At 45.8% G+C, this 16,351-nt stretch carries 11 protein-coding genes and 5 pseudogenes; 3 read left to right on the top strand and 13 right to left on the bottom strand.

The features are described from left to right. Positions 1-122: 122 nt before the first annotated feature. Positions 123-3,484: pseudogene (locus RE628_RS27590) on the top strand (GH36-type glycosyl hydrolase domain-containing protein). A 104-nt stretch (positions 3,485-3,588) separates the two neighbouring features. Continuing rightward, positions 3,589-4,583: pseudogene (locus RE628_RS27585) on the top strand (LacI family DNA-binding transcriptional regulator). Between the two features lie 64 nt (positions 4,584-4,647). On the opposite strand, the gene RE628_RS27580 reads toward RE628_RS27585, so the two are convergent. The 8 genes and pseudogenes from RE628_RS27580 to RE628_RS27545 all read right to left on the bottom strand — a co-directional run bounded on the left by RE628_RS27580 (position 4,648) and on the right by RE628_RS27545 (position 11,832). After that, on the bottom strand, positions 4,648-5,232 hold the full coding sequence (locus RE628_RS27580; RefSeq protein WP_309156537.1) for a formate/nitrite transporter family protein: 585 nt from the start codon (positions 5,230-5,232) through the stop codon (positions 4,648-4,650). Further along, positions 5,205-5,417 carry a hypothetical protein gene (locus tag RE628_RS27575; protein WP_309156536.1) on the bottom strand — a complete coding sequence of 71 codons (213 nt, stop codon included), beginning with the start codon at positions 5,415-5,417 and terminating at the stop codon, positions 5,205-5,207. Before RE628_RS27575 ends, RE628_RS27580 begins: the two co-directional genes overlap by 28 nt. A gap of 4 nt (positions 5,418-5,421) precedes the next feature. Then, a complete protein-coding gene (nirD, locus tag RE628_RS27570; RefSeq protein ID WP_309156535.1) occupies positions 5,422-5,742 on the bottom strand; it encodes a nitrite reductase small subunit NirD in 321 nt (106 codons plus the stop codon). A 13-nt stretch (positions 5,743-5,755) separates the two neighbouring features. Beyond that, positions 5,756-8,157, bottom strand: a pseudogene (gene nirB, locus RE628_RS27565) (nitrite reductase large subunit NirB). 192 nt (positions 8,158-8,349) lie between these two features. Beyond that, complete coding sequence (phnE, locus tag RE628_RS27560; protein WP_309156534.1) at positions 8,350-9,153, bottom strand: phosphonate ABC transporter, permease protein PhnE; 804 nt, start codon at positions 9,151-9,153, stop codon at positions 8,350-8,352. Continuing rightward, entirely contained in the window at positions 9,150-9,953 is an 804-nt protein-coding gene (gene phnE / locus RE628_RS27555; RefSeq protein WP_309156533.1) for a phosphonate ABC transporter, permease protein PhnE, read from the bottom strand. The genes phnE (RE628_RS27560) and phnE (RE628_RS27555) overlap by 4 nt, the downstream gene beginning before the upstream one ends. Continuing rightward, positions 9,950-10,726, bottom strand: a complete 777-nt coding sequence (gene phnC, locus RE628_RS27550) for a phosphonate ABC transporter ATP-binding protein (protein ID WP_309156532.1) — start codon at positions 10,724-10,726, stop codon at positions 9,950-9,952. Before phnC ends, phnE (RE628_RS27555) begins: the two co-directional genes overlap by 4 nt. Before the next feature lie 120 nt (positions 10,727-10,846). Beyond that, positions 10,847-11,832: pseudogene (locus tag RE628_RS27545) on the bottom strand (phosphate/phosphite/phosphonate ABC transporter substrate-binding protein). A gap of 172 nt (positions 11,833-12,004) precedes the next feature. On the opposite strand from RE628_RS27545, the pseudogene RE628_RS27540 reads away from it, so the two are divergent. Next, positions 12,005-13,605 (top strand): annotated as a pseudogene (locus tag RE628_RS27540) (bifunctional metallophosphatase/5'-nucleotidase). A 144-nt stretch (positions 13,606-13,749) separates the two neighbouring features. Here the strand turns inward: RE628_RS27540 and RE628_RS27535 are convergent. The 5 genes from RE628_RS27535 to RE628_RS27515 all read right to left on the bottom strand — a co-directional run bounded on the left by RE628_RS27535 (position 13,750) and on the right by RE628_RS27515 (position 16,326). Continuing rightward, positions 13,750-13,980: a DUF2798 domain-containing protein gene (locus RE628_RS27535; protein WP_309156531.1), complete on the bottom strand. Its 231-nt coding sequence runs from the start codon at positions 13,978-13,980 to the stop codon at positions 13,750-13,752. A gap of 63 nt (positions 13,981-14,043) precedes the next feature. Continuing rightward, entirely contained in the window at positions 14,044-14,520 is a 477-nt protein-coding gene (locus RE628_RS27530) for a MarR family transcriptional regulator (protein ID WP_309156530.1), read from the bottom strand. Positions 14,521-14,653: 133 nt separating this feature from the next. Further along, positions 14,654-15,574, bottom strand: coding sequence for a VOC family protein (locus RE628_RS27525; protein ID WP_309156529.1), 921 nt, complete (start codon positions 15,572-15,574; stop codon positions 14,654-14,656). A gap of 39 nt (positions 15,575-15,613) precedes the next feature. Further along, positions 15,614-16,000, bottom strand: coding sequence for an SDR family oxidoreductase (locus RE628_RS27520; protein WP_309156528.1), 387 nt, complete (start codon positions 15,998-16,000; stop codon positions 15,614-15,616). Next, a complete protein-coding gene (locus RE628_RS27515; RefSeq protein WP_309156527.1) occupies positions 15,949-16,326 on the bottom strand; it encodes an SDR family NAD(P)-dependent oxidoreductase in 378 nt (125 codons plus the stop codon). The genes RE628_RS27520 and RE628_RS27515 overlap by 52 nt, the downstream gene beginning before the upstream one ends. Positions 16,327-16,351: the final 25 nt, after the last annotated feature.

Below are 16,351 nucleotides of genomic sequence, written 5' to 3'. Positions count from 1 at the left end.
GATACCGCTTCAATCAGATTTGGGCTGAGGCGATTGTCCGCAGTCCGAGTCTATGGAACCCGGCATGCAGGATAGGATGCAGCCGGGTTTCTTTTTATGAAGGATAGGAGGAATAGAGAGATATGGCAGCCACCATTACAGATTCGAAATATAGCATTCAGGCCGGTGATCTGTGCTTTACCTTTTGGGAGAGCGGAGACTTGCATCAGGCTATCAGCGGCTCAACCATGATCAACCAGCTTGTGACTAGTCCTGTGGAAGGGTCCCTGAACAATATATACTTACGCATTCATAGCGAATCAGGCATTTCCTTTTACCCGCTACTGGGCATTCAATCAGGAAGTACAGTAAGCGTCGGCAGGGATCGTGTTGTGTGGGAAGGAGCTGCCGCAGGGTAGATTATCGAGTAATTTTCACATTGTCAGCACAGGGCATCTGGTTCTGGGATGTGACTGCCCGGGGCAAGGACGTTACCATCGACATTGTGTATGGGCAGGATATTGGTAATGCAGATATCGGAGCCGTACGTAGTAATGAAGCTTATTTATCGCAATATATTGATCATTCCGTATTCAAGGATGAGGACTACGGCTATGTCGTCTGTTCAAGACAAAATATGCCGCAGAGCGGGGGATTTCCGTATTTGCAGCAGGGCTCTCTAACCCGTGCGGCCGGATTCTCTACAGATGGATTTCAATTCTTCGGACTCTCCTATAAGGAGACAAATGTACCGTCTAGCTTGAGCAAACCCAAGCTAGCTAACGAAATTTATCAATATGAATTTGCATATACAGCGCTCCAGTCGGAGCTGGTCTCGCTGAATGGCGAAGCACGCTTTGTGTTCTATGGTCTCTTAAAGTCAGATCATGCGGCCGCTGTGACGGAGTTGGAATATAGAGATGAGATTGTTAAGGCGTGGCAGGCTTATAATCCGGAAGTGAAGACGGCTGAACTCAGACAACTGCAGCCTGTCCACTTTAAATCGGAATTCGGCTGTCCATTGCAGGGTCTATCCATGACCGAAGAGGAAGTGAACACCCTGTTCCCACAGTCGACTAGACATCAGGAAGAGCGCGGGGACGGGAAGCTGCTCGCTTTCTTCACAGAAGCTTATGAACATATTGTTTTGAAGGAGAAAGAACTGCTCGTCGAACGCCCACATGGGCATATCCTAATGAGCGGCGGCAATGTAGAACTGGGAGCTAAGGTAGTTACGACAACCTCATATATGTACGGTATTTTCAATTCTCATCTTGTTGTCGGCAATACGAACCTCAATAAAATGATGAGCAACGCCCGCAGTGCGCTTAACGTGCCGAAGACAGCCGGACAGCGGATCTATGTAGAACTCGGTGGTGAGTATCGATTGTTGACGATGCCGTCGATGTTCGAGATCGGCTTCAATTACGTACGTTGGCATTATAAGCTGGCCGATGATGTTCTTGTGATCACGAATAATACCGCCGCTGAATTGCCAGTCGTTCGCTTGCATGTGAAGTCGAACAACGGCAAGAAGTACAAATTCCTGATGACCAATCAAATTACGATGGATGTTAATGAATACGGGTCCTCAGTCCGTATGACGGAGGAACAGGGTGTCCTGACGTTCTATGGCGGTCAGGATGAGATCAGAGTTAATGCTTATCCGAATTTGAAATACCGGATGCAGGTGCAAGGGACTGACGTTGAAATTGGCGATGAAGCTATGCTTATAGGCGGAATTCCTTCTGGCTCGGCATCGCTGGTGAATATGAAGCTTGCATCTACAAGTGAGTGGAGCCTTACGATGCAAGGGCTGCTTGAAGGTGAAGAGATCGCTATGGACGCGATATCGAATGCTGAGACAGAGATCGAAGCCTATCGCAGCTTCCTGAGTAATGTCATGAATGGATTCCGTCTGAGAGATGCGGACGGACAGGATCGAGATGATTTGTTCAAGTTCAATGCACTGTCCTGGTGGTATACGCACAATATGTTGGTGCACTATTCTGAACCTCACGGATTGGAGCAATACGGGGGAGCAGCCTGGGGAACACGCGATGTATGCCAGGGTCCGACGGAATACTTCATGGCCACTCAGAAGTTCGAACAGGTGCGCGATATTCTCCTCACAGTATACAGCCATCAATTTGAAGATGACGGGAATTGGCCGCAATGGTTCATGTTTGACCGCTATGCTCAGATACAGCAGGAGGAGAGCCATGGCGATATTATCGTCTGGCCACTGAAGGTGCTTGGTGATTACTTAACGGCTACACAGGACTATGGCATTCTGGAGCAAACAGTACCATATACAGTGAAGGGAAGCTTCAACTTTACGGATCAAGCCTATACTATCCTCGATCATATGAATAGAGAGATTGGTTATATCCGCAGCCACTTCCTGCATGATACGCATCTGTCCTCATATGGAGACGGGGATTGGGATGATACGCTACAGCCGGCTAATGCACAGTTGAAGAAGTACATGGTCAGCAGCTGGACAGTTGCTTTGACTTACCAGTCTCTGAAGCAATTGTCTAAGGCATTGGCATCCGTTCAACCGGATTTAGCAGCTGAGCTTGCGGAGATGACCGAACGGATCAGACAAGATTACTATCATTATATGCTGCAAACGGATGTGATCCCGGGCTTCCTCTACTTGGAGAATCCCGAATCAGCCAAGCTGATGCTGCATCCTTCGGATACGGAGACAGGCATTCAGTATCGTCTGCTTCCGATGACTCGGAGTATGATTGCCGAGCTGCTTGATCCGCAGCGTGCGACATTGCATTACGAGCTCATTAAGGAGAAGTTGTTCTTCCCGGATGGCGTGCGATTGATGGATCGTCCTGCTCATTATGCCGGCGGAGTTAGCACGCATTTCAAACGGGCGGAGCAAGCTGCCAACTTCGGCCGCGAGGTCGGACTTCAATATGTTCATGCTCATATCCGCTTCGTAGAAGCGATGGCCAAGCTGGGACATGCGGAGGACGTATGGCATGGATTGCAGGTGATTAATCCAGTAGGCATCCAGGATGTAGTCCCGAATGCGGAGATTCGTCAGAGCAATGCTTATTTCAGCAGCTCGGACGGTAAGTTCAATACGAGGTATGATGCCCAGACGGACTTTGAACAGCTACGCAGCGGCCAGGTTCAAGTCAAGGGTGGGTGGAGAATCTACTCAAGCGGCCCGGGGATCTATATGAACCAGCTGATATCCAATGCACTTGGCATTCGCCAGGATCAGGGAGATCTCGTGATTGATCCGGTATTGCCAACCGAATTGGATGGATTGCACTTCGATTTCCAATATGATGGAGTGAAGATTACTTTCATCTATCATATAACCGGCGGAGCGGTGAACGCAGTGGCCCTGAACGGGAATCAAATTGATATAGAGAGATTGGCGAATCCTTATCGTCAAGGCGGAATACGGCTATCCAGGTCCGTCTTCGAACAAACGATGAATCAAGAGGATAATGTCATCGACATTTTCATGTAAGCTTATGGCGATCTTATAGATCGCCCTTTTCCATAATTACAGTAGCTGGAGGGTATGCCTCCAATTATAGTGTTTGGTTGAGAAGATGAAGGAGCGAGGATAAATTGACAAGCATTAAAGATATCGCCAAGAAGGCTGGTGTCTCCATCTCGACAGTATCCTATGCCCTTAATGGCAGTAGTAAGGTGACGGATGAGACACGGAACAGAATTCTTCATGTTGCCGACGAGCTGAATTATATCCCTAATGCGGCCGCAAGAACTCTGAAGAAGAAGGAGTCTAGGATCCTCGGCGTGTTCTTGACCGATTTCAAGGGGGATGTGTACGGAGAGCTTCTTGATGGCATGAAGGAAGTTTGTAATTCACAGGGTTATGACCTGATCGTCTGCAGTGGTGAACAGTCTCACCGTATGCTTCCAGAACGGATGATTGATGGTGCAGTTATCCTTGATCATACCTTCTCGAGTGAAGAACTGCTCAAGCACGCACGGCGTGATCATAAGATTGTCGTATTGGACCGGGAACTGGAGCATCCGAACATTAATCAGGTGCTGCTTGATAATAAAGCGGGTGCGACTTTGGCTACAGAATACCTCGTTGAACAGGGGCATAAGAAGATTTATGTCGTAACCTGCCAGAGGATTCTTTCGACTCGATTCAGCGGATGAAGGCTGTAAATCTGGTCGCGGGTCGGGCTGATGATGTGGAATGGATCGAGCTGCCCGGGAACTTCAAGAAGAGTGGTGGGGAGAGAGCTGCCGAACGGATTATTCAGGAGTATACAGAACCGGTCGCCGTTTTCTGCCTGAATGATGAGATGGCCATCGGCTTGTGCAATCGTCTGGCTGACACGGACTTTATCATCGGCGAGCATATTCACTTGATCGGCTTCGATAATATCGAGCTAAGCCGTTATATGCAGCCACGATTAGCGACAATCGACTACTCCAAGCGTAAATGGGGAGCGCTCGCAGCTGAGCAGCTTATCAAGATCATTTCCGGAGAGCCGGTTGAGCATGAACGGATTTATGTAACGTTAGTGCACGGTAGCTCTGTTGGCCGGGACCGAAGAGGAGTATGGCGTATACGAATTAAATAATGACCCGAGTTGAGACACTTCTGACAAGTGTCTCAACTCGGGTCATTTTGTATGTTGGGGGACATTAAACTCGCTTAGCCTTGCCAATATACCAATAAGGCACCCCTACAAATAGGATCCCTCCTACCATATTGCCCAGAGATACCGGAATCAGGTTCGCGGCAAGACCCGCCAGTGTTACAGTTTCCGGATGGGGAACCAGCAGCGAGATGGAGAGGAGCGTCATATTCGCAACACTATGCTCGAAGCCAGAGGTAATAAATGCGAACAAGCACCAGAAGATCATAATCAGCTTTGCGGTTTCATCCTTCATTTTCATGGAGCACCATACCGCTAGACATACAAGAATATTACATAGAATTCCTCGCATGAACAGTTCCATAAAAGGTGCATTCATCTTTACGCTGGCCACCGAATTAATAAATTCGGCAACACCACCTTTCACAAGTCCTGTCAGGACAAAGATGGCGGCAACCAGAAATGAGCCTATAAAATTGCCGACATAGTTGTAAAGCCATATTTTCAAAGTCTCGAGCCAGGATGTCTCTTTTTCAAGTGAACTTACGGTCATCACAAAATTGTTCCCCGTAAATAACTCACTTCCGGCCATGATGACAAGACTTAGGGCGATTCCAAAAGAGATGCCCATGATGATCTTCGTACTTGGAACTTGAGCGGGGATAATAGACCGCCTATCGTAAAAATAAGGATAATGCCAAGACCAACGAATAATCCAGCAAGCATGGAAGAGACTAAATATTTGCCTTTACTCTGTTTAAGCAGGTTGACTTTGCTAAGCCCTGCCTGGTTGATCTGCTGAATGATATCGTTCACCGACTTATACTCCTCCTATATACACTAATCCGTCGATGATCTCGGTCTCGTAGGTTTGTATACAGCCGTCATCTGGTTTTTGTACTTCTCCAGTCACAAGAGAAATTTTCCAATCATGAAGCGGGCAGAAGACAAATTCCCCTGAGACAATTCCTTCAGCGAGTGGCCCGTTCTTATGAGGACAGCGATTGCTTACGGCACGAACATCTCCATTTGACAAACGAAAGATCGCGATTGACTGACCGTTCAACTGCACCTCTTTACCGATCTGTACGGGTAAATCCTCAAGTTTCATTACTTTCACCTTATCTGTCGTCATGGTCATTGTGTTCCCTCTCTTATCGCTTCTCCACTGTATAGAGTTGCTTACGCTGATCGTCTATCAAAGCTTCGCCCCAGGCTTCAGCATACGTATCCCGTGCATGCTCGAATCTTACCGCAAGCGAGGCTACCTGTTCTTGATCGGCGAGCGCTTTGCGAACGGCATCCACACCGATACGCTCTACCCATGGTGCTGTACGCTCCCCATAAATCCCAGTCTCCCGATACATTTGCACGTAGGCTTTCGCCATTAAGAGCACTTCATCCTCTGTCGTTACCGTTGTAAGGCTGTCACATTGGCGCACTTCCGTTCCGCCATTGCCACCGATATAGAGCTGATAGCCATTCTCTACACAGACAACGCCAAAGTCTTTTGTCAGCACCTCCGCGCAATTGCGTGGGCAACCGGATACGCCCATTTTCATTTTGTGAGGCGTGTCTACCATTTCAATTTCTTGCTCCAGACGAATGCCAAGTCCGAGCGAATCCTGAGTACCGAAGCGGCAGAACCTAGAGCCAACACAAGATTTCACATTGCGAAGTGATTTGGAGTAAGCATAGCCCGAACGCATCTCGAGATCAGCCCATATTTTCGGCACATCCTCTTTCTTCACTCCATAGAGCCCAACCCGGCTAGCCCCCGTGATTTTGACGAGGGGAACATTGTATTTCTTGGCGACTTCTCCGATCCGAATCAGGTCGTCTGGTGAGGTTGTACCGCCGTACATCCGCGGAATGATGGAGAAGGTTCCATCCTTCTGAATATTGCCTTCCATTCGTTCATTAACGAAGCGTGAGGCCTTGTCATCCTCATATTCGTCTGGACGAATCATACGTAGGTAATAGTTCAATGCAGGACGACATTTGGAGCAGCCCTCTTCATTCTTGAATCCGAGCACATTGCGAACCTCTTTAGGAGTATGCAGGCCCTTTTCTTTTATAGCAGCAACGACTTCGTCTCTCGATAACGAAGTGCACCCACACATTCCACTTACTTCAGCTGAGGCGTCAAACTTATCACCTAACGTATGGGCAAGGATTGCTTCAACCATGCCGCGGCATTTGCCACAAGAACCGCCTGCCTTGGTAATCGTCTTCACTTCGTTAAAGCTCGTCAGTCCATGCTCGAGGATCGCCCCTACGATTGTTCCTTTAGTTACCCCATTACAACCGCATACCGTCTCGTCGGCACTCATGGAGGCAACATCCAGACCGCTCTCTTCTCCTGCCTTATGGAGTACTGAAGCATTTGTAAACTCTGAGATATCGGACTGCTTCTTCAGCATGCTGAACAATCGGGTTCCATCTGAAGCATCACCATAGAGTACTATGCCGACGACCTTGTTGTCGCGAACGAGCACTTTTTTATACGTACCTAAGCATTCGTCCTGGACGACGATCGCCTTCGTATTCTCACATGGGTGGATCTCGCCTCCAGAGAACAGGTCGCAGCCTGCAACCTTCAGCTGTGTCGATAATATACTTCCCTGATAGCCTGTTGTAGGATTACCGGTCAAATAGTCAGCCAGCACAATAGCCTGATCATATAATGGAGCCACTAAACCATATGCAATCCCCGGTGTTCAGCGCATTCTCCTACCGCATAAATAGCTGGATCTGAAGTCTGTAAGACATCATTTACACAAATAGCGCGGCCTACTTCTAAATCCGCTTCTCTTGCAATCGCCACATTCGGGCGTATTCCTACAGCCATTACGACAAGGTCGCATTCGACACTCGTTCCGTCTTCGAATCGTATGCCTTCTACACGTTTATCACCATAAATTTCAGCTGTCTTTTTCTCCATCAGGAATTTCATGCGTTGCTTCTCAAGGTCGCGCTTTAATAGGGCTGCCGCCGCATGATCAAGCTGCATCTCCATTAAATCGGCCAATAGATGGACAACATGAACTTCCATACCACGATCCAGTAACCCGCGAGCCGCTTCTAATCCAAGCAGGCCTCCACCAATAACGACGGCCTTTTTATACTGTTTCGCAGCGTCCATCATTAACTGCGTATCATCTATAGTTCGGAAGCCAACAACGCCTTCCAACTCATGCCCTGGAACAGGCAGAATAAAGGCGCTTGAGCCGGTTGCAATTATGAGCTTATCGTATGAAATGATCGTTCCTTTATCCGTTATAACCTGTTGTTCTTCACGTCGAATTTGCGTAACATGCTCGTTAGAGATCAGACGAATTTGATTTGCTTCGTACCAATCCCAGTCATTAATGTTTATTTCATTAAAGTTTGTCTTGCCTTGCAGCACGTTGGAGAGCATGATCCTATTGTAGTTCGGGTAAGGTTCATCCCCAATCATCGTGATGTCATACAAATCAGGATTTCTCTTTATGATTTCCTCAATGCAGCGTGTGCCTGCCATACCATTGCCGATCATCACCAAATGACTTCTCATCCTTACTCCTCCAATATCTTTGTGAATGAAATCACATATCTGAGACCATGTTATCTAGTATTCGAGTAGCACGGAGTGATTGGGGTCACGTTATCTATGGACTTTTTATTAATACTAAAAGCTACTAGCCTTACCCCTGTAGTAAGGAGTAAGGCTAGTAGCGATAATATTCGCGCTTGGTTCTTAACATTATTAGACTAGCTTCTTGCGGATCGTACCGGAGATCAGGTCTATGGTTGTGATCATAATAATGATGCCGAGCAGGATAATACCAACGCGATCCCAGTTGCGGGTACTCAGGGCGAAGATCAGTGGCGTGCCGATACCGCCAGCGCCTATAATGCCAAGAATCGTCGCCGAACGGAGATTAAGCTCAAAGCGGTAGAGTGTATATGACAAGAAGCCGGGCAGAACCTGCGGGATGACTGCAAACCATAGAATTTGCAAACGGCTTGCTCCCACCGCCATAAGCGCCTCCAGTGGACCGTTGTCGATATTTTCAACTTCATCGGCGAACAATTTACCGAGCATACCTACGGAATGCAGGCCTAACGCTAGAACTCCGGCGAATGATCCGGGGCCTACTGCTTTGATGAATAGGATCGCCATAACCACTTCCGGAAAAGTACGGATCAGGCTGAGGAATACCTTACCGGAGCCGGATATAACCTTGCCACGGCTCATATTAACCGCTGACCAGAAGGCGAACGGAATACAGATGATCGTCGATATGAAGGTACCAAGAACAGAGATAGCCAACGTATCCAATAGTCCCCTTAGTAAATCCTCTCCATCCGGCAGGTAGACGTAACCCCAATCCGGAGAGAACAGTCCGGCCAGGATCGACTTACTTACTTGGCAGGCTGTTTCTTTAATGCCGGAATAGGGTATGCCAGCAAAAGCCCAGATATAGACAAGAATAAGTGCGATATAAATGAGTAGGCGATAACGGTTCTTCTTAGGCTTAGGTATGATATCATTCCATGATTTTGTCATAACAATTTCTCCCGCAGCTTAGAGCTGATATAATCGATGGCCAGTACGACAGCTAAAGTAACGATAATGATCATGCAGGTCTTGTCGTACTCCAGGAATCCTAAAGTAACTTCATAATAATGGCCGATACCGCCGGCACCGACCAGGCCGAGCACGGCCGCAGCACGGACATTAATCTCGAAGGTGTAGAGCAGGAACGAGATGAAGTGAGGCTTGATCTGCGGAACGACACCAAATTTGATGATTTGCAACGGATGTGCTCCTGCGGCCGTCATTGCTTCTAGCGGCCCGGGATCGATCGTCTCCAGGGCTTCATAAGTCAGCTTGGCGATAACTCCTAGCGAGAAGAACGCGAGTGCGAGTATACCTGGCAGAGCGCCTAGTCCGATTATGGCAACAAAGAGAGCTGCGAGTAGCAGATCGGGAATGGTGCGAATCAAGTTCAGGATGAAGCGAATAGGATAGTAGATCCATTTATGCCTAGCAATATTGGAGGCGCTCAGTAGCGCAATAGGCACAGCCATGATTGCGCCGAACGTAGTGCCGAGAAGCGCCATGCGGATCGTCTCCAGCATAGCGGACCATATTTTACTTAGATAGCCCCATTTGGGTGGAAACATTTCTTTTAAAAGATCGAGCATATTCGGGAGACCCTGAATCAGCTCTCCGAAGGTGGCCTCAGTCTGGACCGCGCTGCCCCATAACAATAGAATGACAATCGCTACTGTGAAGTAATGCTTCATCTTACCCGGCGCCTTGGGCCGGAGTGTCTGCTGTGAAGATTTTACTTGCGCCTTCATACAACGGCTTCCTCCAATAAATGATTCTCCTCATGGAACGGACGTCCGTAAATCTCGGCGAAGCGCTCATCTGTCGCTTCTGATACTGGACCGTCAAAGACGACTTCGCCTGCTTGCAGCCCGATAATGCGAGTTGCATACTGCCTAGCCAGATCAATGGAATGTAGATTGACGATCGTTGTAATGTCGAGATCCATATTGATGCGCTTCAGATCGTCCATGACTTGCTTCGTCGTAAGGGGGTCCAGTGAAGCGACAGGTTCATCGGCGAGAATGATTTTGGCCTTCTGAGCAAGCACGCGGGCAATTGCGACACGCTGCTGCTGTCCGCCAGATAATTCATCGGCGCGAGCATAAGCTTTCTGGACGATGTTGACGCGGTCGAGCGCCTCGAAAGCGAGGTCGATATCTTCCCTCGGGAACATGCCCAGTAGGGTACGGAGAACCGAATGATGGCCCACTCGCCCAGCTAATACATTGCGCAGCACGGTCGTACGCTTCACCAGGTTGAAACTTTGGAAGATCATACCGATATCGCGGCGAATCATCCTCAGTTCTTTGCCTTTCGCTGTGGTGATCGATTTCCCATCAATGAGAATCTCGCCATCTGTAATATCATGAAGTCGGTTGATAGAACGCAGCAGTGTGGATTTACCCGCGCCGGATAAGCCGACAATGGCGATGAACTCCCCTTTTTCAACCGTCAGGTTGATCTGATTTAGACCCTTGGTGCCATTGGGGTATGTCTTTGTTACATTGCGTAATTCAATCACTTGGCGATTCTCCTTTTTCAATAAATAATCGTGAAATAAAAGAGGCCAGCTGCAGTGCGGAAGCACTCCGGCTGGCGGTGTTGCAAAATGGGTGATTATATGAATGCGAGAGACCAGGGACTATTCGGTTTTTACCTTTTCCCCATATTCGCGGACGATATCGAAACGACTGTCATCGGATTTTACATACCCTTCATGGGTGTAAATTTCGGAAATGATCTTATGACCTTCTTCATCTTTGCCAAGTTCAATAAAGGCATTTTGCAGCTTCTCAATCCATTCTTGACTCATATCCGAGCGAACACTGATCGTATCGTTAGGGATAGGCTCTGTATAGGCAAGGACACGAGTATCTTCAAATACGGAAGGATAGTCTTTTTCACTGTGTTACGCGCATCTTGGAAGATGGCGGCTGCATCCACATCGCCGTTCAGTACAGCAAGTACGCCTTGGTCATGACCTTTAACGGTAATGGCTTCTACGTCCTTCAGTGGGTCAAGTCCTGCGTCCATCAATTTAGCGGCAGGCCATACGAATCCAGCGGAGGAAGTTACATTCTGATAAGCAATCTTCTTGCCCTTCAGATCGGCGACAGATTGAATGTTGGAATCTTTCTTCACGATGATCATCGACTTGTAGAAATCAACTAGATCAGTTGTCGGCGCGCCAGTATCATCTTGCACACCGAAACGTTGAGCTTGCAGAATAACCTCTGCTGCACCTTTTTGTTTGGCCAATACATAAGCGGTCGGTGGCAGGAAGCCTACATCAACCTTCTTGGAAGCCATTGCTTCGATGATTGTATTGTAGTCGGTGGAGACGCTGACTTTGACAGGAATGCCGATCTTGTCGGAGAGCAACTTCTCAAGCGGCTTCGCTTTTGCTTCCAGTGTGTCTGCATTTTGCGAAGGTACGAATTGGACAGTCAGTGTAGTTGGAACATAACCTGTATCTTTATTCGTCTTCTCTTCGGTCTGATTAGATTGGCTGGAGTTTGCTGCTGCTTTGCCATCGGTACTGTTAACGGAAGCAGAGTTCTGTCCACAGCCTCCAAGGAAAGCAATGGATAAGAATAAGGGAAGAGCAAGCTTAACGATTTTTTTCAAGCGAGATGACCTCCATAGAATCTATTTTTTTGTTACTGGATTAAATATAATGCTCATTTATTATCGGATCGTCAGTGGAATGATAAATTTTTGTAAATTAAAGGGATTTAATATAAATCTGCATTTCGCTTGATAGAATCAAGAAAAACACGAAAAGGGAGTGTTATTGAAGATGGAGCATCTACAAGAGACCACGTGTGAGATTCTAGTATCCAGCGATATTCATGGACATATCTATCCGACGGATTACCGTTCGGCTGGCGAATGCCAATTGGGTTTGGCGAAGCTGGCGACATTGATTGGAAGAGAGAGACTTACTCATCCGGAGCTGCTCTTGCTTGATAATGGAGATCTGATTCAAGGGACACCCCTATCGACCTATTTTGTAAAAAACAAGCAAGGAGTTCACCCGACGATCGAGGTTCTTAATCGGCTAGGTTATGATGCGGCAGTGCCAGGGAATCACGAATTTAATTACGGATTAAGCACTTTGTATCAGGTGGTTGAGGATTCGCAATTTCCATGGCTTTCTGCGGGGATTACGGTGAAGGGGGCGGGAAACCTGCGTTCGGGCAACCTTATATAACGAAGGTGCTGGAGAACGGATTGAAGCTCGCTGTGCTGGGAGTAACGACTCATTATATTCCGCATTGGGAGAATCCCCAGCATATTGCGGGCTTGGAGTTCGCCGATGCATTAGAGACGGTACGCTTCTGGGTACCGATGATTCGTAGAGAGGAGCGGCCGGATCTGCTGATTGTAGCCTATCACGGCGGATTTGAACGCGACCTGTGGACTGGCGAGCCGGTGGAACGTCTGACTGGAGAGAATCAGGCCTATGCGATGTGCGCGGAGGTGGAGGGGATAGATATTCTCATCACAGGCCATCAGCATCGCAGCCTTGCCGGAGAGGTAAATGGGGTAACGATTGTGCAACCTGGTTGTCTCGGTCAGGCGCTGGGCAGAGTTCAAGTTAGCTTCCGTAGAGGGGAGAGCTGGGATTGGGAGATTACAGACCGCCACGCAGACCTGCTCGTCCCGGATGAGTCGGTAGAAGCGGATCAGGGAGTACTCGATTTATGCCGCGAGCTTGAGGAAGAGACCCAAGAATGGCTGGATGAACCGATCGGAACCGTAGATGGGGATATGAGCGTATTGAGCTCGCTTGATTGTCGCCTGGAGGACCATCCCTTCATTGAATTCGTCAATCGGGTTCAGATGGAGGTCAGCGGTGCTCATGTATCCAATACGGCGCTGCTTAACGAGCAATCGCTTGGGTTCCGGGATATGATTACGCGCCGAGATGTACTAGCTAATTTCATTTATCCTAATACGATTGCTGTATTAAGGCTAACGGGTAAGGATATCCGCGCTGCGTTGGAGCAGACCGCCACCTATTGGCAACTGGGATCTGACGGAGAACTGATGATCAATTCGGCCTTCTTGGAGCCGAAGGCTCAGCATTACAACTATGACATGTGGGAAGGCATTGAATATGAGTTGGATATTTCCCGTCCGGTAGGTGAACGGGTAGTTAAGTTGAATTATAACGATGCAGAATTGGCTGCCGAAGCGGAGATGGATGTTGTGATGAACAGCTATCGCGCAGGCGGGGGCGGGGATTATGAGATGTATCAAGGCCGACCCGTTGTCCGTGAGATTACCATCGATATGGCCGATCTGGTCTGTGAATATATTGCGAAGCATCAGGTTATTCGGGCAGGCTGTGATCATAATTGGAAGGTTAGTGTTCAGCAAGGGGCAGAAGCTTAAGGGATAGCCGGAGCAATATAAGAGCCTTGCTACAATTTAGTGTGTAGTAAGGCTCTTTAAAATTGTTTTATTTTTTTGCATTTAAAGGCATCTGCATCCAAAAATCATTAGTAAAGTTGTGTTCGTATTTTAATGAGATTTTTTCTATTCTACAAAAGTGATTCTTTTCATTACCTTTTTTATTCCTTTCGGAAAAAAATAAGCACATGGAACTGCACAAATAAATGCCTCTCCCCACATATTTAACCACTTTGTCATAAACATATTATTGTAGCCCATGTTGATGGAAACCAAAACAAAAGAAATAAAAAAGGATATTCCCAGACCCATTAAGATCGTAAAGATAATATGTTCATATTTCTTATTTATTTTCAAAGCTATCATCCTTCATTCATTATTTTTTAACCTCAATTGTTCAAACTATATAACTTTTAGTGTTCATTCCACTAAATCTGTTTTTTTTATTTGATTAGTCCATTCAGACATAAACCGTATAATGACACTCAATTCATCTTCAGTAAATTTATTTAATAACTCTTCATAACGTTCTATTACTTTTCGATGTATCTCTCTATGCACAGATGCTAACTGTTCCCCAGATTGTGTTAGATAGTAATAGACAGATTTTTGATTTCCCTCTTTCTTCTCTGAAAGAATAAGACCTTTTTTCATTAATTGATTAACAGCTTTTGTCACTGCTGGTTTTGAGATACTTAGTTGAATAGAAAGAAAAGTATTATTAGCCTCAGATGAATGTTCTTTAATAAGTGCTATTATGTGAAGTTGCGTTAGTGTCAATTCACTAATCGGATATTCTGCCGTAGTGATTGACTTACGTTTATTCATCTTTTCTTCTCTTTGTACAATAAATTCCTCAATAACCTTTAAAGCTAATTGCTTTTGTTTTAAATCCATTTTAGTATTCACCTCTTTTTGTTAACCGGTTAACAAAAAATAATTTATCATTTTAAGTAGAATAAGTCAATACTATTCTATACAAGAAAAAGCCCCGAATTCGCTATAGTCTTTTAGGAATTCAGGGTATTAGTTAACTTTTATTTCCCTTTTGGAAAAATGCTTCTAATTCAATAGCTTCTTCTGAAGTATCACCATATTTTGATGTTACTAATATACCGTTGCCGGAAGGATCATGAACGCTTATTTTTTGCCCTTCAATTTTTATTTCTGAATCCGCCTCCCGGAAAGCTTCTCTAATTTTAGAAAAGGACTCATATACAGGAACTTGAATAGTGAAATAGCGTAAGCCAACAGTAGATTTTGAAGGAGCTTTTCCTTTTAATGTTTCCCAAACATGAAAACCTAAGTGATGATGATAATCTCCAGCAGCAACAAATACTGCACCTTGCATTCTCATAGATACTTCGAACCCTATACTTTTTGTGTAAAACTTCTCAGATTCCATAAGATCGGTTACTCGCAGCAATACATGCCCTATCCGTGTATAAGGAGATACTGTATGTGTTTGCAATGGACCATTAAGTGTAAAAAGAATATTTGCTAACTCAGTTGAATGAAGAGGGCTATGAATAATTAATTCTTCGGCTGTTAAATCGCGTGTGAACTCAATTAGATTGCCATCTGGATCATGAATGTAGAAGGATTCGTTTACCATATGGTCTGCAATCATACTGATGGGATAGTTATTGTCAACAACGACACGGAAATGTCTAGATAATTCCTTCCGATTGGGTACTAGAATAGCGAAATGATCTAGTCCAGTCTCATTTTTCTCTCGTTTTGTTGCATGAGCTATTTCAGTTAGTATTAATAAAGGATGATTTTCAAATGTCCCAAGAATTGCAGACTTCTCGTATCTTTTTATAATTAAAAAGCCTACTATAGAATGATAAAACCAAATTGCTTGATCGAGGTTTCCGGTATTTAACGACACATAGCCGATATGTTTATTCTGACCTATTGTTTGATGAGAAGAATTTTTATGTTGCATGGACTATCACTCCTTTTGTCAGTCGAAATTAAACACATATTAGTGTTTTTCTACTAAGTAGTGTAATTTTTCATTCGAAGCAGGAGTGTTCCCAAGAATAAGCTCAGATGAATACTCTCCGATATCCTCTGGGTTAAACCAATTATTTCGAGCTATTCCATTTTTAATTCTTTCACGAGTACGAATAGGTCCAATGATAATCTCGTAAATACGAGGATCTAGTTGTGATTGTTCAGTTGCTAGAGTTAATATAAGTGATTTTTTAGCTGCATTTGTTAAACCAATCAAACCTGCTCCGGGATAGGGAGTATCTGCACTAAGTCCACTAAGATGGATTAGCGCTCCACTTTCTTTTAGAAGAGGAACCAATACCCTCATGGCCCGAAAATGACTAGTAAGATTATCTCTAATAGCTTGATCCCACATATCATCTGTAATGTTGACGAGTGGAATTCCAGTGGTACCCAAGCTCCAATAGTAATAATTGCACCATCAAATTGACCAAATTGAGTAGCAAGCTGGCTTTGTATTATTTTTCGCTCGTGATCAGGTTGATCTATGTTAACAACTAAAGGAACAAACTCACCGCTTTGGATGTCAGACACATAGCTAGTTAATCCTTGTGCCTTTTCATCTGTCCTACAAAGAGCTACAACGGTTGCTCCATTATGAAGCAATTGCCTCGTAATTCCTTCACCAATCCCACCAGTTGCTCCTAATACAATTATCTTTTTACCAGTAAGATCTTTCATAATGACTAATCCTTTCTATATAAAA

Origin of the sequence: Paenibacillus sp. D2_2 (assembly GCF_031199965.1) — a bacterium.
Classification (GTDB): domain Bacteria; phylum Bacillota; class Bacilli; order Paenibacillales; family Paenibacillaceae; genus Fontibacillus.
This window is presented reverse-complemented; position numbering and strand designations above follow the sequence as displayed.

What these genes read in the sequence shown, in the direction of transcription:
- RE628_RS27580 (WP_309156537.1), bottom strand. Translation starts at nt 5,232, where the DNA reads ATGGGCATCTCTTTTGGAATCGCCCTAAGTCTTGTCATCATGGCCGGA.
- nirD (WP_309156535.1), bottom strand. Translation starts at nt 5,742, where the DNA reads ATGACCATGACGACAGATAAGGTGAAAGTAATGAAACTTGAGGATTTA.
- phnE (WP_309156534.1), bottom strand. Translation starts at nt 9,153, where the DNA reads ATGACAAAATCATGGAATGATATCATACCTAAGCCTAAGAAGAACCGT.
- phnE (WP_309156533.1), bottom strand. Translation starts at nt 9,953, where the DNA reads ATGAAGGCGCAAGTAAAATCTTCACAGCAGACACTCCGGCCCAAGGCG.
- RE628_RS27530 (WP_309156530.1), bottom strand. Translation starts at nt 14,520, where the DNA reads ATGGATTTAAAACAAAAGCAATTAGCTTTAAAGGTTATTGAGGAATTT.
- RE628_RS27525 (WP_309156529.1), bottom strand. Translation starts at nt 15,574, where the DNA reads ATGCAACATAAAAATTCTTCTCATCAAACAATAGGTCAGAATAAACAT.
- RE628_RS27520 (WP_309156528.1), bottom strand. Translation starts at nt 16,000, where the DNA reads ATGTGGGATCAAGCTATTAGAGATAATCTTACTAGTCATTTTCGGGCC.
- RE628_RS27515 (WP_309156527.1), bottom strand. Translation starts at nt 16,326, where the DNA reads ATGAAAGATCTTACTGGTAAAAAGATAATTGTATTAGGAGCAACTGGT.